Source organism: Vibrio japonicus, assembly GCF_024582835.1.
In the GTDB taxonomy this organism is placed as follows: domain Bacteria; phylum Pseudomonadota; class Gammaproteobacteria; order Enterobacterales; family Vibrionaceae; genus Vibrio; species Vibrio japonicus.
The window spans coordinates 42121-62907 of the sequence record NZ_CP102097.1; the positions used below are offsets into that span (position 1 = coordinate 42121).

Sequence of the window (20787 nt, forward strand, 5' to 3'; positions counted from 1 at the left end):
CCTCGCTTATGTGTTTTGTTCACAGCAAAAGTTCAAGGAGGCATACTAAAAGTAATTGATGACAATGAAAGTTACTTAGATCACACAATAAAGGTAATTAATTATTTTATTTCATTGTAAATGTGATTTGAATCACCACAAATCCCTTGAAACGGAAGTTATTGATCATAAAACAGACGGCTTGCCTTTCATCATTCTCAGCCCTTCTCGCTTTATACACTCTATTAATGGGTTCTCTACCATATCTGCGCGCCAAATAAACGAAAGCGTTCGTTCCATACTTAGCTCTGGTACATTTAAAGCAACAAGTTGCCCGTTATCAATGAAACGCTCTACATCCAAATATGGCAAACAAGATAAATACTGACCATTTTCAACCATTGTCCTTATGACTGGAACATGCTCGTATTCTCGCCAAACGTCTAGATCTTCAATTAAATGGTGAATGGAGCTATCAAATGTTTTTCTGGTGCCACTTCCATGCTCTCTTAACACCCATCGAGCTTGTTCTAATTGCGCAAGGCGAACCGTCGCTTGCTTGGCGAATGGATGATGTGCAGCAGCCACAACCGTCAAGTGATCTCGACACCATACTTCGTGGTGGATTCGGTTGTCATCGCAGCGCCCTTCTATGATGCCTAAATCGTATTTGTAGTCGAGCACACCCTGAATCACACTATCAGTGCTCCTAACATTGAGCGAGATTCGCAGCTCTGGGAACGCGTTATCAATAATACTGATAAGGTCTGGAATTAAATGCTCTGCCGGCGTTTGGCTTGCACCTAGCTTTATATTTCCACTCAGTAAGTGTTGCTCATAAAAACCCAGCTCTATTTGCTGAGCATCTTGTAATAGGCGTTTTGCCTTTGGCCTTAACCACATTCCCCAATGCGTAAGCGCCATTTGTTTACCCTGACGTTCAAATAAAGGATGACCAAGCATTTTTTCCAACTGAGCCAATGACATGCTGGTCGCAGACTGTGTCAGTGATAGCTTGTCTGCAGCAAGACTTACACTGCCAACATCAGCAACTGCGTCGAACACAGCGAGTTGTTTTAATGAATAACGCATTCCATTCTAATCCTTGTTTTATGAGCTTTTTTCTTAATACCTAACCTGCTGCTGCTCTAAGTCTTTGAACAAATACGCAAGCCGTTTCATTGTATCTTCTGCAATATTCATATCAATATTTTTGATGTGGTTTTTAAAAATTATCAATTTTACCTGTTCATTTTTGCTCATTAATCTGGATATGCAACCAGGGACTAAGCGTTGCGTAAATTTGGAGGTAATCATTATGAACAATCACATTCGGGAGCGACTATGACTCAAGCTCATTCGAATATTCAATATCTCGCTCCGGCCGAGATGATGGCTGAGGCGGAAAAATTCGCTATTAGCAAGGCCAAAAAGAGCACGTCTATGACTTTAAGCCTCGCGATCATGGCAGGTGTATTCATCGGACTCGCTTTTATTTTCTACATCACAGTCACAACGGGTAGCGGTCAATCTAACTGGGGACTCAGCCGATTAGCGGGTGGGCTCGCCTTCAGTATGGGCTTGATTTTAATCGTGATTTGCGGTGGTGAACTCTTCACCAGTTCGGTACTTTCGAGTATCTCCTGGGCAAACAAGCAAATCACATTAGGAAAAATGCTATCGACTTGGGGCAAAGTCTATTTAGGCAATTTTCTAGGTGCCATGCTGCTTCTTGTCATTGTTTCATCTGCTGGGCTTTATCAATTGGATCACGGGCAATGGGGGCTAAACGCGCTGAATATTGCTCAGCACAAACTGCACCATACGACTCTTCAGGCATTTTCATTAGGTTTGCTATGCAACTTATTGGTCTGTCTTGCTATTTGGCTGACGTTTAGTAGTTCTAACGCGTTAACAAAAGCAGTAATGACCATCATGCCTGTGGCTATGTTTGTATCTAGCGGTTTTGAACACTGTGTAGCAAACATGTTCATGGTGCCACTGGGTATTGTCATCCAGAACTTCGCACCAGATATTTTTTGGGCACAGGTCGGCGTCTCTCAAGCACAGTATGCCGATCTCAACATCGTAAATTTCATTACTTCCAATTTAATACCCGTGACTTTCGGCAACATCGTCGGTGGTGCTGTATTAGTTGGGCTAGCTAACTGGAGCATTTATCGAAAACCACAACTTACCGAAACACCTATTTCATCAATCACTACAACAACTAACATTGCGTCAGTTAAGGAAACAACCATGAGTACAACTATCCTTGTCAAAGACATTATGAACACCAACCCAATCACAGTCACTGCTGACATGTTGACGCCAGTCGCGATTGACTCACTGCTCGACCATCAAGTGATCAGCGCACCTGTAGTCGATAGCGAAAAGCGATTGGTTGGATTCTTCTCAGCGCACGACGTGATGGTTGACCTGTGGTGCCAAGACTACATACCGTCTAAAGGCCAAAAGGTGGTGGATTTAATGTCGCGTGACGTTGTGGCTGTTGATTCAGTAGACAAACTCGTCGATATTGCGGAGTTCTTGTGCATCAACAAAGAACAGCTTTACCCCACCACAAGTATGGGAATCGCGACACGCTTAAACACTTTATCACTAGAAGAACGAGCTAAATCGATGAGAGTAAGTAAACCGCACGTGTTGCCTGTGCTTGAAAATGGGAAGTTTGTGGGTGTGGTTACACGTACTAATGTGCTTAATGCACTAAGAAATGTGTATGGAGAGCGATCACAAAAGGTAGAGGAACAACGTTTATTGGAGACCGCGTAACGGTTACTGTAGCAACGCCATATTCATATCGTGAATAAACATGAAAAAGCCCTCGAACGACATTCGAGGGCTTGATTATTTGGACATCAATAATGTGATTACTTCTTCACACCTTCAACGTGAAGTTCCATGTCTACATAGCTAGACGCGCCCATCACCTTGATGTTGAAATCTGCAAGCTCTAGACGAGTTGTACCGTAGAAACCTGCACGCTCACCACCCCATGGGTCTTTACCTGCACCGATGAACTCAGCATCGATAGTAATTGGCTTTGTCACACCGTGAAGGTTAAGATCACCACTCACAGCTAGTTTGCCTTCACCTTTGTCAACGACGCTGGTACTAGTAAACGTCGCTGTTGAAAATTTAGAAGCATCAATAAAGTCTGCGCTGCGGATGTGCTTGTCACGCTCTGCGTGGTTTGAGTCTAGGCTCGTTGTATCCACATTAACGCTTACTTTTGATGCTGCGATGTTTGCTGGGTCGTAAGAAAATTCACCATCAAATTGATTGAATCGACCTTGGATGAAGCTGTAGCCTAAGTGGCTAACTTTAAAGTTCACAGATGCGTGTGCACCTTTTGTGTCAATAACATAGTCCGCCGCGCTTGCACCGAATGGCAATGCCATAGCCATCGCTAGTCCAATTAACGTTTTTTTCATTTTGAAGCTCCTATCATTTTGCGTAGCGTATTGTCTTTATTAATAAAGTGATGTTTTAGTGCAGCCAAAGCATGGACTGCTGCGAATATAATTAATGCCCAAGCTGTGTAGAAATGTATTTGGCCCGAGATATCCGCCTGATTCGGGAACAGCGCACCAGCGCCAGGAACCGTAAACCAGTTGAACACATCAATGCCGCGTCCATCTTCCGTAGAAATCAGATACCCAGAAGAAAATAGTGCAATCAGCAAAATGTACATGGCGAAATGAACCACTCGCGCCGCAAACACTTCGAGCGTATTGCCCTCTACTTTTGGTGACGCTGTCACATGCTTCCAGACGAATCTAAACACGGTTAACAACGCCAACAATAATCCGATTGATTTGTGCCAATGAGGTGCTGTTCGATACCACTCACTGTAGTAGGACAAATCCACCATCCAAAGACCTACGGCAAACATGCCAACAACAACAATCGCTGATATCCAGTGAATCGCGCGAGTGAGTGGATTGTAGTTTTTTACTTCAGTCATAATCGTAAGCATTCCAGTGATTAAATGAATCTCTTTATCAACAAAGAGTACCTTATACCTCATTGAGTTAACAGATTATTTACTATTCTTTACACGCTAGGAACTGCGTAATACCGATGAAGTCGTTCAAAATTTTCGAAGGAACTTATGAGTTTTCTAAATATCGCTAATTTGTTCAATTTCATAGAGTTCGTCTGAAATATCCATCATTTTCCTTTCCATTACTGCTTGAGCATCACTGAGCCCTTTGTTGTAAAAGGCTGGGCCAAATTTCTCGACGATAAAATCGACGAAGAAGTCTGCATCAAATTGACCAATTGCAAAGTCTAACTCTTGCTCAAGGTATGTTTGCACGGCATTCGCCATCGCTTGTTTTTGTTGTGATGTAAATTCAATCTTAGACATAAACCATTAACTCTACGTTACTTTTTCGAAATTAAGTGTAACCGAACTTTACTACGCGTGTTAATCTGGGTTCGCTCAATTACGCGATTATGGAGAGAAAGAGCTTGCTATTGGATGTGCTAATTCAAAGTGTTAACGAGTTTCAGGCAGATTGCATGAAACTATGTGAAAAGCACTACCCGGCTATTCACAACCAAGGAATGAGTGAACATCATTTGGGGTTGGCTTTTGCTCGCCGTTTATCTCGCACATTGAATGAGTTTGGTCACGCGTTTGAATATAAGCCGTTAGAAATTAGCCAGCCAACGGAATATCCGCATCACTATCGGGTCAGCTCTGACATTGGTACTGTCTGGATTCTTACCTCGCATCTAGTAAGTGCTGGACCTTCTTGTAGAAATAAGCAACTCAAGACTATTGCTCAATGGCAAGAAGAGTACGGCTTTTCAGTTCAGCCAAATGACCTTCTGCTGTTAGTAACAGACCACTGGATCACGAGAAGTAAGCAGAGCCGAGAATTGCTTCACTGGTGGACTGGACAACTCCCTGACGAAATTGATGAGTATAAAACCCAGGGGATTAGCTTGTATGAAAGTGAATCTCAACTTGCCCGCTCTCTGGAACAATATTTTTCCGTAAGCCCCTATTACGTCAAATTTACCCATCCATTGAAACGTTCAACCGATCAAAGGTTAGTCAGAAAATACATCCAGCTTTATTCCGTTATTCAGCTTAGTTAATGATGTTTGTTGTTTTTAGTTATTAATTCAAGATTGGATTAGCAATTCAAGCCCAACAGATTTAGTTATAGTGCCTTATAAGTAAACACCACTGCTAAATCTGCCCCGTGTATACAATCTCTATCGTTGTCATAGAACCTTCATCTTACAACGCGATACTTCGTCGAATACAAGCTAGCGGTATGGATATGTGAAAAAACTCAAACGTTATCAGTACGAACGCTATGCCGTGCTGTGTAACCTAGCCTATTCTCGCGTTCTAAAACAAACCCGATACGGTTTTGCACCTAACGGGCAGCGTATTATTAATAATCGCTTTGGCAAGCCTATGATACGCGTACTTTGGGGCCATGATAGTGATGAAGTAATTGTGGTGATTAAAGGTTCACATAACCCTGCTGATTGGATGCTCAATTTAGCGATGTGGCAAAAGCGATGCCACCAGCTAGGGCTAGAATATTCTATCCACGCGGGGTTCTATTTCTTGATTTCCCAAGAAAGCATGCCACATCATAAGGACGACACGTTGGGGCAATCTGTCTATGAAAGATTAACCACCATCTTGAACCCTTTATTGGAACAAGGGAAAAGGATTACATTTACTGGCCATTCATCTGGCGGTGCGGTTGGTTGTGTACTTGCTGATGCTTTAGAACGCAAACACCCAAAATCAGTAAAACGCGTGGTCACGTTTGGGCAGCCTGCATTTGGTGGCTATTCTGTTCGAAAGTACTATCGATTAGCACACAAAACCTACCGTGTTTGTTGCGATCTCGACGTCGTCACCTTTTTGCCCCCTCTGCCAGGGCTTTACCTGCACATGGGTAAGATGCTGTGGCTTTACAATGGACGAATTTACGAAAACACCCCAACGGTTGAACGATTAGGCCGCTCTATCGCATCTTGGATAATGCGGCCTTTTTCCTACCATCTAATGTCCAAATACATACGCAATAAAGACTTTTTCGATGAACGCTAGGCAGAGTGGGAACGAGTAACAGCCAATACTACTTTAGGTCGCCGTATCGTTCTAAATACATAACGGTAGCAACGGTACGTGACGGCACTTTTAGCTTTTTAAGTAGACTTTTCATGTGCACTTTAACCGTTGATTCTGAAATAAACAGAGCATCGGCAATTTGTCTGTTACGGTAACCTTTCGCTACCTCTTTGAGAATTTGCATCTCTCTATCCGTCAGTTCATCAAAGACATCGGTCGAATTTTCGCGATCTTCTAAGTACTTTTGCACTTCTTTACTGAATGCTTTATTACCCTTTAACGAGTGCTTGAGCAGTTCCACCAGCTCATCTGGCTCTGTATCCTTAAGCAGGTAACCATCAGCGCCGACTTTAACAATGGCTTCGATGTCTGACGGGCTGTCTGACACAGTAAGAATGACAATCTTAGCGTCACATTCGTCAGCACGAAGCGCCTTGAGCGTATCTAATCCAGACATCCCTTTCATGTTAAGATCCAACAAGATCAAATCTGGGTTATGAGTGTGATTCAAAGCAACCGCATCTGCGCCATTGCTGGCCTCTGCGACCACTTCAAATTCGCTCTCAAAGCTCAATAATTGCTGGATCCCGCGTCTCATCAATGGATGATCATCAACAAGTAATACTTTAAATTCGCTCAATGCATGATTCCTTTGTTTTTGGATATTCTAATAATACTGTACAGCCTTGTCCCGGCTGGCTTGAAATTGTGAACGTGCCATTAAGTCTTGACGCCCGCTCACGCATGATACTAATGCCGTAGTGATTCAGTTTTTCGGTTGAATCATCAAAGCCAACACCATCGTCCTCTATTGAAACGATCATATTTTTGTCTGTTTCGTCACAATGAATCTCTATCGTTGACGCGTCAGCATGCTTAATGGCATTGATGGTTGCTTCACGAATGAACTGAAGCAGATGAACCTGTTGGTTGGCATCTAACTCGATAGAGGAAAACTGGTTTGTTAGCACAATATTTGCGTTGGTTTGTTCTCCGAGTTGTTTCGTCATTTCGTTTAAAGCGGAACCAAAATTACCTTCTTTGATCGATAGACGAAATGTCGTCAATAGCTCGCGTAGTTGTGTATAAGCCTCAGACAATCCGATGTCTAACTCAGCCAGTATTGGTCTGGTTTTACCCATTGCAGGAGATTCGGGTAAACTTGCCATCCCGCGTTTAAGTAATGAAACTTGAATTTTCAAATACGATAGAGATTGCGCAAGTGAGTCATGGAGTTCACGAGCAATAGTCGCACGCTCTTCCATAAGTAATAATTGTTCAGCTTGCCTTTGCGCTTGATTGTAATAAATTGCACGAGAGAGTACTTGAACGAAGTTATCAATCAGAGCCTGATCAGGGCAAGGAAGTTCTACCTTCCAATAGAGTGTTCCTAATGATTTTCCATCTAACTCTAACGGCTTGGAACGACAGTTTTCTCCACATCCGGTGCATTCTTCCCCTTGCGTTAATATCAAAGGGCGTTCACCTTTTGCCGTGATTTCTAATTTTACGGCCGCTATCCCTTCTAAGCTCGCTATGTGCTTTAAGATAGCGTCGAAATTTTCATGCGTAATACGCGAGACGGTTAACTCTTGTGATGAGCGATATAAAACTTCAAGCGATTCGTTGGCGTGCTGTAACTTCTGTGTTTTTTCGCTTACCGCTTGTTCCAAGCCTCGATAGAGCTTCCCTAGCTCTTCAGCCATATTGTTAAACGTGCGGGTCAGAATTCCCATTTCGTTATCACTGGATACGTTCAGTTCCACATCAAAAGATCGTGCCTGAATTTGTTCACTCGCCATCACAAGTGAGTTGAGCGGCTTCACAATTTGTCGACGGACGAAATGAACGACAAACATACTGATGATCAGTATGCCTCCTAAGCCCAATCCACCGACCCAAGCCAACTTTATCAACTTTTGTTCAGAAAAGTTCTGCAATTTAAGGACAAATCCGTCTATTTGTTGCGTAAATCCGGCAACCAAATCTAGGTAGTTTTCTCTCTCTTGACTCTGTAAGACTTGTTTTAGCTCATGCCAACGCGTTATCAGCAGATAGTAATCATGAGTAATGTCATCCGGTACGGTCCAGTTTTGTAATGCCTTCATTGAAGGAGAATACATGGAACGTTCGAACATACTGATGTGGTCAGAAAAATCAGAGGAAGATGACTGAATATCATGAGCTAAACGGTAACTTTGCATCCTCATGGAACCCGCAATATTGACGGCTTCCGCGTCGTTAAGGCTGGAGGCCAAAGTAATAATGGCAAAACTCGTCGTCGCAATGGATAAAGCTAATATCAACCCCATCGCTTTTGCAATTGTACGTGTGACAGATTTCTTAACAATACTTAACACTTTTTCCTCACCCAGCTCGATTTATCCGCCACTGTCTATGGTTATGTCTTCTGACGGCTCAATATGTGATCAAAGCCGTTGGAATTAATTGATCTAAAACAAGAACCTAGCCCATTAACCCCTAAGGGGTATTTATACAAATATGTCAAAAACTAAACTCTATGTGAGCTTTAATGACAGTTTATGAATAAAAACTGTGAGCTATGCTTATTGGGTATTCATAAATTTCGGATTGTACTGTGGTCGACATATCTAAACGACGTTTTTTTACACGTAATCAAATGGATGAATCAACTATCCGATTACCTTGGTTAGCTGAGCCAGAGCGATTCATCGATTTATGCACTCGCTGTGGTAAATGCGCCGGCAACTGTGAAACAAAAATTATCACCAAAGGCGATGGTGGCTTTCCTACCGTCGATTTTGGCGTTGATGAATGCACCTTCTGTTATCGCTGTGCCGAAGCGTGTCCCGAACCGTTATTTCTCTCAAAAGAAGAAAAACCATGGGATGCAAAAGCAACGATTAATGGAAGTTGCTTAGCCAACAATAATGTTGAATGCCGCAGTTGCGGTGACACATGCGACACAATGGCCATTACATTCAAATTAGAAATAGGCAAAGTCGCACAACCAAATATAGACATTGATGAATGTACGGGTTGCGGCGCATGCGTTTCAGTATGCCCGACTTCATCCATCAATGTGAGCAATTTACAAATAAATGGAAGATAACGATGTCACTTAACGAAGTGCATATTTCTAGCTTAGTGGTTCACGTATCTCCTGAACACCTAAACGACATAAAACCTCAAATCGAAGCTTTTGAAAATGCCGAGATTTATGGCGATAGCCCAGAAGGCAAAATTATCGTCGTTTTGGAAACAAAAAATCAGGGATTCATTACCGACACCATTGACGCAATTAATAACTTACCGAACGTTTTAAGTACCGTTTTGGTTTACCACCAAATTGAAACTGAGGTAGATGAAGACGAGTCGGACAGCAAAAACACTGGAATAGAATATTCTCAAACTGAGGGTGAAGCATGAAAATGACAAGACGAGCGTTTGTGAAAGCAAACGCAGCAGCATCAGCCGCAGCAGTCGCAGGCGTAACCTTACCCGCTTCTGCAGCAAACCTGATTGCTAGCTCAGATCAAACCAAAATTACATGGGACAAAGCGCCTTGTCGTTTCTGTGGTACAGGGTGTTCAGTTCTTGTGGGTACGCAAAACGGCAAAGTGGTTGCTACTCAGGGGGACCCTGAAGCGCCAGTGAACAAAGGCCTAAACTGTATAAAGGGCTACTTCCTTTCTAAAATCATGTACGGCCAAGACCGTCTGACTCAACCATTGCTTCGTATGAAGGATGGCAAATATGACAAAGATGGCGATTTTCAACCAGTATCTTGGGATGTCGCGTTTGATACCATGGCTGAAAAGTGGAAAAAAGCCCTCAAGGACAAAGGACCAACAAGCGTGGGTATGTTTGGTTCAGGCCAGTGGACGGTAATGGAAGGCTACGCGGCTGCGAAGATGATGAAGGCGGGTTTCCGTTCTAACAACATCGACCCGAACGCGCGTCACTGTATGGCGTCTGCTGTTGGTGGGTTTATGCGCACCTTTGGTATCGATGAGCCTATGGGTTGTTATGATGACTTCGAGAACGCTGATTCATTCGTTCTTTGGGGTTCAAACATGGCAGAAATGCACCCAGTTCTTTGGACTCGTATTACTGACCGTCGCCTAAGTCATCCACATGTTAAAGTGAATGTCCTTTCAACGTACTACCACCGTTCTTTTGAGTTGGCGGATTCTGGCTATATCTTTGCTCCGCAAACTGACTTGGCGATTGCGAACTTTATTGCGAACTACATCATCCAAAACGATGCGGTGAATTGGGATTTCGTGAACAAACACACGAACTTCAAGCAAGCGACGACAGATATCGGTTATGGTCTACGCGATGACGATCCACTTCAAAAAGCGGCCGCGAACCCTAACTCGGGTGCTATGTCTGACATCACCTTTGAGCAGTACAAAGCGTCTGTAGAGCCATACACCGTTGAGAAAGCATCAGAAATTTCCGGTGTATCGCAAGAGAAACTGATTGACCTCGCAAAACAGTATGCCGATCCAGACAGAAAAGTCATGTCACTTTGGACGATGGGTATGAACCAACATACTCGTGGTGTATGGATGAATAGCTTGGTTTACAACATCCACCTGCTAACTGGGAAAATCGCCACACCAGGGAACAGCCCGTTCTCATTAACAGGCCAGCCATCTGCCTGCGGTACTGCTCGCGAGGTAGGTACGTTCTCACACCGCTTACCGGCAGATATGGTCGTCGCAAACCCGAAACACCGTAAGATTGCAGAAGGCATCTGGAATATTCCTGATGGTGTCATCCCGCCAAAACCAGGTTTCCACGCTGTTGTTCAAGACCGTATGCTGAAAGACGGTAAGCTAAATGCTTACTGGGTAATGTGTAACAACAACATGCAAGCAGGCCCGAACATTAACAACGAGCGTTTACCGGGCTACCGTAATCCAGAAAACTTTATCGTTTGTTCTGACCCATACCCAACCGCAACTGCGCAAGCCGCTGACCTTGTACTTCCAACCGCAATGTGGATAGAAAAAGAAGGTGCTTATGGTAACGCGGAACGTCGTACACAAGCTTGGTACCAACAGGTTAAGACTGTGGGTGAATCGAAATCTGACCTTTGGCAAATCATGGAGTTTTCTAAACGCTTCAAAATGGAAGAAGTGTGGACAGAAGAACAGCTCGCAGCAGCGCCTCAATACCGTGGAAAAACGATGTACGACATGCTGTTTGCTAACGGCACTATCAACCAGTTCCCTGTTGAAGAAGCACGCGAATTGAATGACGACTCTCACCACTTCGGTTATTACGTTCAAAAAGGCATTTTCGAAGAGTATGCACAATTTGGCCGCGGCCACGGTCACGATTTGGCACCATACGACCGCTACCATGAAGTACGTGGTTTGCGTTGGCCAGTCGTTGACGGCAAAGAAACGCTGTGGCGATTTAAAGAAGGTTCGGATCCTTACGCGAAAAAAGGTTCAGGTTGGGATTTCTACGGTAAACCAGATGGTAAAGCTCTGATTATTTCCGCACCGTACGAAGCGCCTCCAGAATCTCCGGATTCAGAACACGATCTATGGCTATGTACTGGCCGTGTTCTTGAGCATTGGCACACAGGTACTATGACTCGCCGTGTACCAGAACTCTACAAAGCGGTTCCAGATGCCGTGTGTTACATGCACCCTGCTGACGCAGAAGCACGTAATGTACGCCGCGGTGAAGAAGTCCTGATTTCAAACAAACGTGGCGAAGTTCGAGTTCGCGTAGAAACTCGTGGTCGTAACCGTCCGCCGCAAGGCTTGGTATTCGTACCATTCTTCGACGCGCGTATTTTGATTAACAAGCTGATTCTTGACGCAACCGATCCCCTGTCTAAACAGACGGACTTTAAAAAGTGCCCAGTTAAGATCACCAAAGTTGCGTAATAAGAATGCAGTGGCCGCCTGAAACATGGCGGCCAATCAAAAGAATTTAGCCATAAGGCGGAGAATGTATAATGAAAAAATTACTTGTTGCACTGTTGTCTGTTGGTACGCTTTTAAGTGCAAGTGTACTAGCCGAGTTAGATAACCCTGGCGGTATAGGCGGGTTAGAATCTCTGCGCGGCGCGACCAATCTAGAAGATACTCGCCCAGCGGACGATTTCAAAAAATACCCGCGTGAGCAAGCGTTGGAATCTAGCTACGTTTATCAGCCACCTCTTGTCCCGCATAACATTCGTGGTTACGAGGTCTCTCTGAACGCCAACAAATGTCTGTCGTGCCATAGCTGGAAAAATGCAAAAGAAATGGGCGCAACGAAGATCAGTGTGACTCACTACGTTAACCGTGAAGACGCTGTATTGTCAGACGTATCACCACGTCGCTACTTCTGTTTACAGTGCCATGTCCCACAGGCAAACGCTAAGCCGCTTATTAAGAACAACTTTGAAGCAGTTGACTCACTTAAATAACCGTTTGTAAGAGGCTAACTATGAAACTATTGAAAGCGTTTTGGAAGCGGCTAGCGAGTCCGAGTAAAGCAGCCGTTGGTGTTGTACTCTTTATGGGCTTCTCTGGTGGTCTTCTATTCTGGGGCGCATTTAACACGGGGATGGAGGCAACCAACAGTGAAGAGTTCTGTTCAGGTTGTCACGCACCTATCGTTGCAGAAATTCGAGAGACTATTCACTACTCTAACCGCTCTGGTGTGCGCGCAATTTGTTCTGATTGCCACGTACCTCATGAATGGACAGATAAAATCGTACGTAAAGTTCAGGCTTCTAAAGAACTGTTCGCCCACTTCGTCGGAACCATTGATACTCAAGAGAAATTCCAAGCTCGCCGTGCTCACCTTGCCGAACGAGAATGGTCACGTTTGAAAAAGAACGATTCATTAGAGTGTCGAAACTGCCACGAGTTTGAGTATATGGATTTTTCTGAACAAGGCTCGCGCAGCGCTAAACAGCATTCAACAGCGCTGGCTTCCGGTGAGAAAACGTGTGTGGATTGCCATAAAGGCATCGCACATAAATTACCAGATATGCACGGTGTAGAAGGCTGGCACTAAGGAGTAAAAAATGAGTACTTTAGAATCCGTTATTTGGCACGTACTCGGATACAGTGCAATGCCAGTCATCATCTTATCTGGCTTTGCGATCGTCGCGGCTATCTCGTTGTGGCTATTGTCATTAAGTAAAGATAAAGAAATTGATTAACTCTCGTTTTAAGCTGCAAATTCTTATGACTTAGGTTCTTCTGACTTTAGGCTGCACAGAAAAGCCACCGGGCGTTCGGTGGCTTTCTTATTCTTTCTTATTGGTTGTTACTTAATCGATATCAAGCTTCAGGATAACCTTGCGGGTTATTCGACTGCCAACGCCAGGTATCTTCTGTCATTTGTTCTAACGTGCGCTCTGCTCGCCAATCTAATTCTGTCATCGCTTTCTTTGGATCTGCCCAACATTCAGCGATATCGCCAGGACGACGATCAACAATCTGATATGGCACCTCTCTACCTGACGCAGATTCAAATGCCTTAACCATTTCTAACACGCTATAACCGTTACCCGTGCCAAGGTTATAAACGTGCAATCCGTGTTTACTTCCTACTTTCTGAAGTGCAGCAACATGACCATCTGACAAATCCATGACGTGGATATAATCACGAACGCCTGTACCGTCTTTTGTTGGGTAATCACTTCCGAAGACTGAAAGGAAGTCGCGACGGCCAACAGCAACCTGAGAGACAAACGGCATTAGGTTATTCGGAATACCTTGAGGGTCTTCACCGAGCTCACCAGACGGGTGTGAACCGACTGGATTGAAGTAACGCAATAGCGTGATGCTCCAATCTGGGTTCGCTTTTTGGAAGTCTGTCAGACATTCTTCAACCATTAATTTGCTGCGTCCATATGGGTTGGTCGCGCTGGTAGGAAAATCTTCTGTAATTGGCACAGAGGCAGGATCACCGTATACAGTGGCAGACGATGAGAAAACGAGTGTTTTGACACCCGCTTCACGCATGGCATCAACAAGTACAAGCGTACCATTTACATTGTTATCGTAGTATTCAAGTGGCTTCGCAACTGACTCTCCGACCGCTTTCAGACCCGCAAAGTGAATCACAGCTTCAATATTGTTGTCTTTCAGAACGTTAACCAGCAACTCTTTGTTGCGAATGTCACCTTCGATAAAGGCAGGTTTTACACCTGATACTTTTTCAATACGCTCTAAAACGGTCTTTTTACTGTTGTATAAATTATCGAAAATGACGGGCGTCATCCCCGCGTGGATCATTTGAATCGAGGTATGACTACCGATATACCCCATACCACCTGTAACCAAGACGTTCATATCACTAACCTTTTGAAAAATCTATCGCAAATGTTAGCGGACAAAGACAGAAAAATACAGCTCAAAGTTAAGACTCATGCTCGCTTAGCACAAATTGACACTTACCACGATTCTTTGCTTCATACATGGCTGTGTCTGCCGCTTTCAAAATATCATCCATTGGAACCTTGCGATTATCGACATAGTGAACACCGATGCTCGCTCCAACCTTTAAATGGTTACCGCGATAGTCGATATCTTGCTGAATAAGCTCAATTAAACGATCTGCAAGCGGTGGTAGGCTCTCTCGTTCGGTTGATTTAAGCAAAATGACAAATTCATCACCCGCTAGGCGAGCGACTAAATCCTGCGATCGAACTTGAGATAAAAGTCGTTCTGACACGCGTTTCAAAATTTCGTCACCCGCATCATGGCCAAAAGTATCATTAACCAATTTAAATCCATCAAGGTCTAAATAAAGTAGCGCCAAGCCATTTTTTGCCTCTCGCTCATCTTTGAGTGTGCGATCTAACACGCTGTAAAGTTGTGCTCTGTTTGCTAATCCTGTTAACGAGTCATGGTGCGCCAGATATTCCAAACGCTCCATTTCTTTCACGCTAGATAAATCAGAAAGAATGTAAACGTAATCACATTTATCGTCATCAGCCCGATGAATCATGGACACTTTGGCAAACATAGGGACTTTGTGCCCAAACAGATGCTTCTCCCATACCTCACCTTGCCATTGCCCATACTGCATAACGGACTCTTTTATTGTCGGCATCAGTGAACGAAAATGCTGCCATTCCAAACGTTCTTCTGGTTTTTTGCCTAGTAGCGCCTTTTGAGAGTAACCAAGCAATCTTGTTATCGACGGATTGACCATGGTAATCACGTCATCTTCATCCGTAACTAAGAGTCCGTCGTGACTGTTTTCAAATACACCAGCCGCTATCCGTTGTCGGCGCAATGCAACCTCAACATCCGTTACGTCTTGGAATGTAAATAGAAATCGCTCGCTCCTACTTAATGTCGTAAAGCTGACTTTGAGCAACTGCTGCTGACCTAATGCATTGCGAATCCACACCTGTTTGTCCGTAAACGTCATTCCACTCTCTAATGCATCACGCATAAAAGTGGCGTTATCTTCATTGCATTGAATGATTTCAGCTAAGTTCACACCCTCAAAGCCGTCACTGAAGCAGTAAAATACATCATGGGTTGCGGTATTAAAGTGAAGAATAGTGCCTGAACGATCAACAACAATCAGCGCATCGTTTACGGCTTCAACCACCTCACTTATAAAAGATTTGTCTTCTTCTAACTTATCTAACTTGTAGATAACCTGCTTTTCTCTTTTCATTTGACGAACACGCATTTCATTAACAACGCCCGCCAAAGCGCCTATCTCATCATTCGAGGTGGACGAAACATTCAAGTCGTACTGCTTTTGATTGTTAAAAGACTGCATGCCTAGACTTAGGCGATGTAAAGGTTCCAAAATAATCTTATCGATCATGATGTAAAGCACACTCACCGCTACAATAAGAAGGACTAAGAAAAGCAGACTGTTATACAAGGCGGTGTGATAATTCACCTGAAATGAAGCATTGAATGGCGCGGCAAATAGCGCATAGCCCTGCGCCAAAACAAACATTCCTACGCTTACAACAACGATCGGAAGTATAAGCTTGCTCTTAAGTGATAGGTTTTTGAGAAGCTTCATGTTTGACTCCCACTGCGCCAGCTACTGCTAAAAAACACTGAAATAAAATAGAATTCTGATATATGCCGTCATTGGCTGGATTATAAGCGTGACCGACACTCCCCTTCGACCCAAACCCGCCGTTATTGAATAGTCCATCGCAGATTCAATAAATTGCACGTGATAGAACTATCGATTTGATTTCGAAAAAGAGATCGAATAGTCGTGCGCTGTGTAGAGAGTCTTGAATGTGCCTGTGTTCAAAAACTGGGGACTTTCAGCGCTAATTGGCATGAATTCGACTAAATTTTGATTAGAAAAAATAAGAAATGCGTTTGGGCAGTGATGAAAAAACCTAGAGCATTCGTACATCCCTCCATCGAGCGATACAAAAAATTGATACTATCCAGCTTATCGAGCAAGTAATTGATTAAAAAATGAAATTGATCACTGTTTGGAACCTGATTTTACAACATCGTTATAACACAGCGGTACAAGGAAAATGAAACCATGAAGAGTAATCCGATTAGCTTAAATTGCGATATGGGAGAAAGCTACGGCCATTGGAAAATGGGTAACGATGAAAAAGTGATGCCATTTGTCGATCAATCTAGCATTGCTTGCGGATTTCACGCATCGGATCCCGTTATTATGAGTAGGACGATTAGGCTAGCGTTGAAATACGACGTTCAAATTGGTGCTCATCCTAGTTACCCAGACATGCAAGGTTTTGGTAGACGAAGTATCCCAATGACGATAGAAGAAATTACGAGCATGGTTATCTATCAAGTTGGTGCTTTAAAAGCCCTGTGTGAAAGCGTTAACGCGGAGATAAGTTACATTAAGCCTCATGGCGCGTTGTATAACGACATGCTTAAAGACATTCAAATTTTCGAAGCCGTGGTTGATGCTGCCTCGTGTTTTAACGTTCCGCTGATGATGCTGGCGATTCATGATAAACAAGACTGGCTGGATGTGGCGGATAACTATGACGTACCGCTTCTATTCGAAGCCTTTGCCGACAGACGCTACTTGGCGACAGGTCAGCTAGCACCGAGAACGATGCCTGGCTCAGTGATGACTGACGAAGATGAGATCTTAAATCAGGTCACTCAAATCGCACGCTACGGTAAAGTCAGAACACTGGACGGATACACAATTTCATTGGAAGCAGACACGATTTGCGTTCATGGTGACAACGATGACGCAATCAATATGATTGAAAAAATTCGACAAACATTAAAAATGGAGGGATCGTAGTGGACATTGAAACAACCATAGACCCTGTCGCGGAATGTTCTGTATTAATTCGCTTTGAGGCAGAGCCAAGCCATCAACTGTCATGGGTAATTGGTGAAATCAGCCAATATTTGAGGAACCAACTCGGTCATTGGGTTATGAATGTAACTCCCTCATTCAACACCATTCTTATTGATTATCTTCCCCATCGGGTCTCCATTTTCGAATTTGTCCCCTATTTAGAGAAAATCGTCACCGAAGCACTCTTACATTTGCCCGACAAACCAGAATTCGAGTGCGTTGAGCTTCCTGTCTATTACCACCCTGACGTAGGGCCTGATCTACAGCTTTACTACGATAGAGGGTTGACGTTGGAACAAGTGATCGACTTTCACAGCAGTAAGACATATACCGTAGGTGCCATTGGGTTTACTGCGGGTTTTGCCTTTCTTTCGGAGGTAGATGACAATCTGCATCTCGCACGCAAATCATCACCAAGATTAAAGGTAGTGAAAGGCAGTGTTGGTGTTGCGAATAATCAAACCGCCATCTACCCAAGTGAATCTCCCGGTGGATGGAACATCATCGGCAATTGTCCCGTTGATATTTACAACCCTAACTCTTCCAACATTTTGCCTTTCAGAATTGGAACGCAGATAAAATTTAAACCCGTCGATTTAGAATCATTTTTGCAACTTGGTGGACAGATTACCGGGGGATGGCAATGAAAAAAACAAGCTTAATAAAAGTCATAAAGCCCGGACAGCAGACACTACTGCAAGACTTTGGTCGATATGGTTTATCCCACTTAGGAATTACGCAAGGTGGACCACTGGACGATTATGCTTACAGTTGGGCCAATCACCTCTTGGGGAACTCAACGCACTCCCCAGCACTTGAAATTACATTAGGACAAGCAGAGTTTTTGGTCGAAAACGACTGTGAACTCGCTATCGCAGGGGGGGATTTGAATGCGAAATTGGATGGAAAACTGCTAACTAATTGGTCAACATTCCCCGCATTTCAAGGTCAAAGACTCACATTCGGCTTACCTCGGAATGGTCTAAGAAGTTACTTAGCTGTCAAAGGAGGATTTATCGCGAAACCTCAACTTGGTAGCTGTGCCACCGTGTGCCGAGATCAACTCGGCGGCCTCCATGCGGGTTTGCCTCTAAGCGCAGACGATGAACTCCATTTTGAATCCCACAAGGTCAGAACCAAACCCATACAAATGACCTTCCGATACAAGCCAGATTACGACCTAACGCTTGAGCTAAGAGTGATTGAAGGATATCAAGTTGATGATTTCGCTAAATCAGAGCTAGAAGCCTTTTACTCTCAAGAGTTTGTTGTTAGCCAATTTATTGATCGAATGGGTTACCGTCTTAATCAAGGACAAGTCAAACCGCCGAGCAAAGAGTACCTAAGTGAAGGCATTGCACTAGGTACAATTCAAGTGCCACCCAATGGCGAGCCTATTGTTCTCTTCAATGATCGCCAAACTATTGGTGGATACGCGAAACTAGGATGCGTGGCTAGAATTGATCTGCCAAGACTGGCACAAGCGAAACCGGGGCAAAAAGTTCGGTTCGTGAAAGGAGACCTACTAGGCCTGCAAGAAGCTTGGTGTAAATGGGCGAACTATTTCGGTTATTAACTAGTTTAGCTATTAACCGTATTAGTTCTGAACGACTTTGATGGCTGCAACCACTATCCCAGTTCGTACATATAGGCTGGGATAGTGTTAAACGCAGGTTACTCGCCGTAATACTGAGCAAGTTCCGGTGGGTAATCTCTATTTAATGCCATGTCCTTTGCTTTCTCTTCCACCTGCTTCGAATCTAAAGACATACTTACCGGGTGCAGCTCTTCAATTGTTCGAGACTGATAGTCATATAAGTGCCATTGTTCGACCAATTTTCTGGCCGCTTCAAGCGCTGATGAGCCCTTAACCACCTCTATTCGAGCATAATGTTTACCTTCAAAGGTGACATCCGCCGCACGCAGAGTTTCGTCATTTCCTGGAATCTGTTGCGCACCAAATAATGGCGTTCCATATTCGACTGCGTGTTGATAGTCAGGAACAAAGCGTGCCATATGTTCAATTGCGCGACGTGAACGCTCTGCGACGACCTGTTTATCCCACCCTGATGTGATTTTGCTCTTTAATCGCCCAGGTAGTTTAGGCTGCGACGAACGCTCGCAAGACGAGACTAATCCATCATCAAACAAAGTAATGTCTTTTGTCATGCCGTGAAGCTGGAACACACCATTCGCATAAGGAGTCAGCTGAGCCATTCCTTGAGGCGTGCCGCGTGGGCCGTGGAAAATCACCTCTGGCCATAACTCATTGTGTTGAGGCCATTTGGTGACGTAAGCGGCTTTAAACTCAACCAAACGATTCCGGGGCTTGTCTGCAAGATCATCAATGGTGCCTGTCTCATATCCACATGCGTTCACCAAATAGTCGATGTCGATAGTGTATGACGCACCTGCTGAGTTCTGGCAACGCAATGTCCATCCGTTTTCATTTTCTACCAGATCCGTCACTTCCGTATTGAGCATCAACTGGCAATTTTGAATTTTCTCGAGCGCTAATTCTGCAGCCGCACCAATTCTGAACACACTCCAACCTGGCTCTTGAACGACGGCGATTGGGAATCGTAGCGTTTCAAGGTTGGTATACTTTGCGAACGGAATAAGCCAGTCATCAAAGCTTTTTGGGTGTTCGGGTTGGGTTTTCTCTTTCAGAGCTTCTATTTCATCACGCGAATAGAAACGATAGTACTCTTCGGGCTCACCCAGCACCTTGTTCGCAGGGTCTTGCACAACAAGAGCTTGATAAGCGCTTTGGACTGAGATGAGTCGCTCGTACAACTCTTCAGGCGTTCCACCATCTAAGTAAGGGACAGCAATAATCGTTGGTCGATTGTTTACGGTATTAGGATATAAGCGAGCCGTATCGATAGACTGCTTTAGAAGGACTAGACACTGCTCGGTTGAGATTTCACGGTACAGATTACCACCTGCGTGCAAATGGCAAATTGGCGGACCAGAAATCAATCCGTCTTTCTTTTCGATAAGAGTTACGTTGAGACCGAGTTCAGCAAGGTGAACCGCTGCGGTAGCGCCAGCAATACCACCGCCAATAATAGCAATGGAAGGTGCACTTTTATGGGGAAAATCAGGCTGCATTTATATGGTTAATCCATTCATTCTAAGTGCATTTTACTGTTTATAGGCTTATAAGAAAAACACAATTTTTTCAGGGAGAAGTAAAATGAATTTGACGACAAAAAAGTAAAAAAAATCTTGACTCAAATTCTGGGAAATCCGATTTTTTAGCCAGTGTTAATAACAAACACGCCCAACACATTCATAATACAAGGGCTAGACGACTTTCATAGTTATCTACAGGCTGAGTTATCCCAAACTTTATCCAC

General features: G+C 44.0%; 21 protein-coding genes. 12 read left to right on the plus strand and 9 right to left on the minus strand.

Features of this window, described 5'->3' with window-relative positions:
* Nucleotides 1-165: 165 nt before the first annotated feature.
* Nucleotides 166-1071, minus strand: coding sequence for a LysR substrate-binding domain-containing protein (locus NP165_RS13475; RefSeq protein ID WP_257086245.1), 906 nt, complete (start codon nucleotides 1069-1071; stop codon nucleotides 166-168).
* A gap of 252 nt (nucleotides 1072-1323) precedes the next feature.
* Between NP165_RS13475 and focA the strand changes: the two genes are divergently transcribed.
* The gene (gene focA, locus NP165_RS13480) at nucleotides 1324-2775 is read left to right on the plus strand and encodes a formate transporter FocA (protein WP_257086246.1); all 1452 of its coding nucleotides are present in this window, start codon (nucleotides 1324-1326) and stop codon (nucleotides 2773-2775) included.
* A 98-nt stretch (nucleotides 2776-2873) separates the two neighbouring features.
* On the opposite strand, the gene NP165_RS13485 is transcribed toward focA, so the two are convergent.
* The 3 genes from NP165_RS13485 to NP165_RS13495 all read right to left on the minus strand — a co-directional run bounded on the left by NP165_RS13485 (nucleotide 2874) and on the right by NP165_RS13495 (nucleotide 4375).
* Nucleotides 2874-3437 carry a YceI family protein gene (locus NP165_RS13485; protein WP_257086247.1) on the minus strand — a complete coding sequence of 188 codons (564 nt, stop codon included), beginning with the start codon at nucleotides 3435-3437 and terminating at the stop codon, nucleotides 2874-2876.
* Nucleotides 3434-3973, minus strand: a complete 540-nt coding sequence (locus NP165_RS13490) for a cytochrome b (protein ID WP_257086873.1) — start codon at nucleotides 3971-3973, stop codon at nucleotides 3434-3436. The genes NP165_RS13485 and NP165_RS13490 overlap by 4 nt, the downstream gene beginning before the upstream one ends.
* 153 nt (nucleotides 3974-4126) lie before the next feature.
* Nucleotides 4127-4375 (minus strand): DUF2164 domain-containing protein, encoded by a 249-nt coding sequence (locus tag NP165_RS13495; protein WP_257086248.1) that lies wholly within the window; start codon nucleotides 4373-4375, stop codon nucleotides 4127-4129.
* A 104-nt stretch (nucleotides 4376-4479) separates the two neighbouring features.
* Here NP165_RS13495 and NP165_RS13500 point away from each other — a divergent pair, with 104 nt between their 5' ends.
* Nucleotides 4480-5115, plus strand: coding sequence for a hypothetical protein (locus tag NP165_RS13500; protein WP_257086874.1), 636 nt, complete (start codon nucleotides 4480-4482; stop codon nucleotides 5113-5115).
* A gap of 190 nt (nucleotides 5116-5305) precedes the next feature.
* The gene (locus tag NP165_RS13505; RefSeq protein ID WP_257086249.1) at nucleotides 5306-6094 is read left to right on the plus strand and encodes a lipase family protein; all 789 of its coding nucleotides are present in this window, start codon (nucleotides 5306-5308) and stop codon (nucleotides 6092-6094) included.
* 28 nt (nucleotides 6095-6122) lie between these two features.
* Here NP165_RS13505 and NP165_RS13510 read toward each other — a convergent pair whose 3' ends face one another.
* The gene (locus NP165_RS13510) at nucleotides 6123-6713 is read right to left on the minus strand and encodes a response regulator (protein WP_371133759.1); all 591 of its coding nucleotides are present in this window, start codon (nucleotides 6711-6713) and stop codon (nucleotides 6123-6125) included.
* Nucleotides 6714-6741: 28 nt separating this feature from the next.
* Nucleotides 6742-8475 carry a nitrate/nitrite two-component system sensor histidine kinase NarQ gene (gene narQ / locus NP165_RS13515; RefSeq protein WP_257086251.1) on the minus strand — a complete coding sequence of 578 codons (1734 nt, stop codon included), beginning with the start codon at nucleotides 8473-8475 and terminating at the stop codon, nucleotides 6742-6744.
* Nucleotides 8476-8714: 239 nt separating this feature from the next.
* On the opposite strand from narQ, the gene napF reads away from it, so the two are divergent.
* The 6 genes from napF to NP165_RS13545 all read left to right on the plus strand — a co-directional run bounded on the left by napF (nucleotide 8715) and on the right by NP165_RS13545 (nucleotide 13283).
* The gene (gene napF / locus NP165_RS13520) at nucleotides 8715-9209 is read left to right on the plus strand and encodes a ferredoxin-type protein NapF (RefSeq protein ID WP_257086252.1); all 495 of its coding nucleotides are present in this window, start codon (nucleotides 8715-8717) and stop codon (nucleotides 9207-9209) included.
* A gap of 2 nt (nucleotides 9210-9211) precedes the next feature.
* The gene (locus NP165_RS13525; protein WP_257086254.1) at nucleotides 9212-9526 is read left to right on the plus strand and encodes a chaperone NapD; all 315 of its coding nucleotides are present in this window, start codon (nucleotides 9212-9214) and stop codon (nucleotides 9524-9526) included.
* Nucleotides 9523-12012: a periplasmic nitrate reductase subunit alpha gene (gene napA, locus NP165_RS13530; RefSeq protein WP_257086255.1), complete on the plus strand. Its 2490-nt coding sequence runs from the start codon at nucleotides 9523-9525 to the stop codon at nucleotides 12010-12012. Before NP165_RS13525 ends, napA begins: the two co-directional genes overlap by 4 nt.
* Before the next feature lie 71 nt (nucleotides 12013-12083).
* Nucleotides 12084-12539 carry a nitrate reductase cytochrome c-type subunit gene (locus NP165_RS13535; protein WP_257086256.1) on the plus strand — a complete coding sequence of 152 codons (456 nt, stop codon included), beginning with the start codon at nucleotides 12084-12086 and terminating at the stop codon, nucleotides 12537-12539.
* Nucleotides 12540-12559: 20 nt separating this feature from the next.
* Nucleotides 12560-13135, plus strand: a complete 576-nt coding sequence (locus NP165_RS13540) for a NapC/NirT family cytochrome c (RefSeq protein ID WP_257086257.1) — start codon at nucleotides 12560-12562, stop codon at nucleotides 13133-13135.
* 10 nt (nucleotides 13136-13145) lie between these two features.
* A complete protein-coding gene (locus NP165_RS13545; protein ID WP_257086258.1) occupies nucleotides 13146-13283 on the plus strand; it encodes a TIGR02808 family protein in 138 nt (45 codons plus the stop codon).
* A gap of 121 nt (nucleotides 13284-13404) precedes the next feature.
* Here the strand turns inward: NP165_RS13545 and galE are convergent, their stop codons facing one another.
* Entirely contained in the window at nucleotides 13405-14421 is a 1017-nt protein-coding gene (gene galE, locus NP165_RS13550) for a UDP-glucose 4-epimerase GalE (protein ID WP_257086259.1), read from the minus strand.
* A 67-nt stretch (nucleotides 14422-14488) separates the two neighbouring features.
* Nucleotides 14489-16126, minus strand: coding sequence for a diguanylate cyclase domain-containing protein (locus tag NP165_RS13555; protein ID WP_257086261.1), 1638 nt, complete (start codon nucleotides 16124-16126; stop codon nucleotides 14489-14491).
* A gap of 489 nt (nucleotides 16127-16615) precedes the next feature.
* On the opposite strand from NP165_RS13555, the gene NP165_RS13560 reads away from it, so the two are divergent.
* The 3 genes from NP165_RS13560 to NP165_RS13570 are packed head-to-tail and all read left to right on the plus strand — an operon-like array spanning nucleotide 16616 to nucleotide 19001.
* A complete protein-coding gene (locus NP165_RS13560) occupies nucleotides 16616-17365 on the plus strand; it encodes a 5-oxoprolinase subunit PxpA (protein WP_257086262.1) in 750 nt (249 codons plus the stop codon).
* Nucleotides 17365-18072 carry a 5-oxoprolinase subunit B family protein gene (locus NP165_RS13565; protein WP_257086263.1) on the plus strand — a complete coding sequence of 236 codons (708 nt, stop codon included), beginning with the start codon at nucleotides 17365-17367 and terminating at the stop codon, nucleotides 18070-18072. The genes NP165_RS13560 and NP165_RS13565 overlap by 1 nt, the downstream gene beginning before the upstream one ends.
* Nucleotides 18069-19001, plus strand: a complete 933-nt coding sequence (locus NP165_RS13570; RefSeq protein ID WP_257086264.1) for a 5-oxoprolinase subunit C family protein — start codon at nucleotides 18069-18071, stop codon at nucleotides 18999-19001. The genes NP165_RS13565 and NP165_RS13570 overlap by 4 nt, the downstream gene beginning before the upstream one ends.
* Nucleotides 19002-19099: 98 nt before the next feature.
* Here the strand turns inward: NP165_RS13570 and NP165_RS13575 are convergent, their stop codons facing one another.
* Nucleotides 19100-20539 carry an FAD-dependent oxidoreductase gene (locus NP165_RS13575; protein WP_257086265.1) on the minus strand — a complete coding sequence of 480 codons (1440 nt, stop codon included), beginning with the start codon at nucleotides 20537-20539 and terminating at the stop codon, nucleotides 19100-19102.
* Nucleotides 20540-20787: the final 248 nt, after the last annotated feature.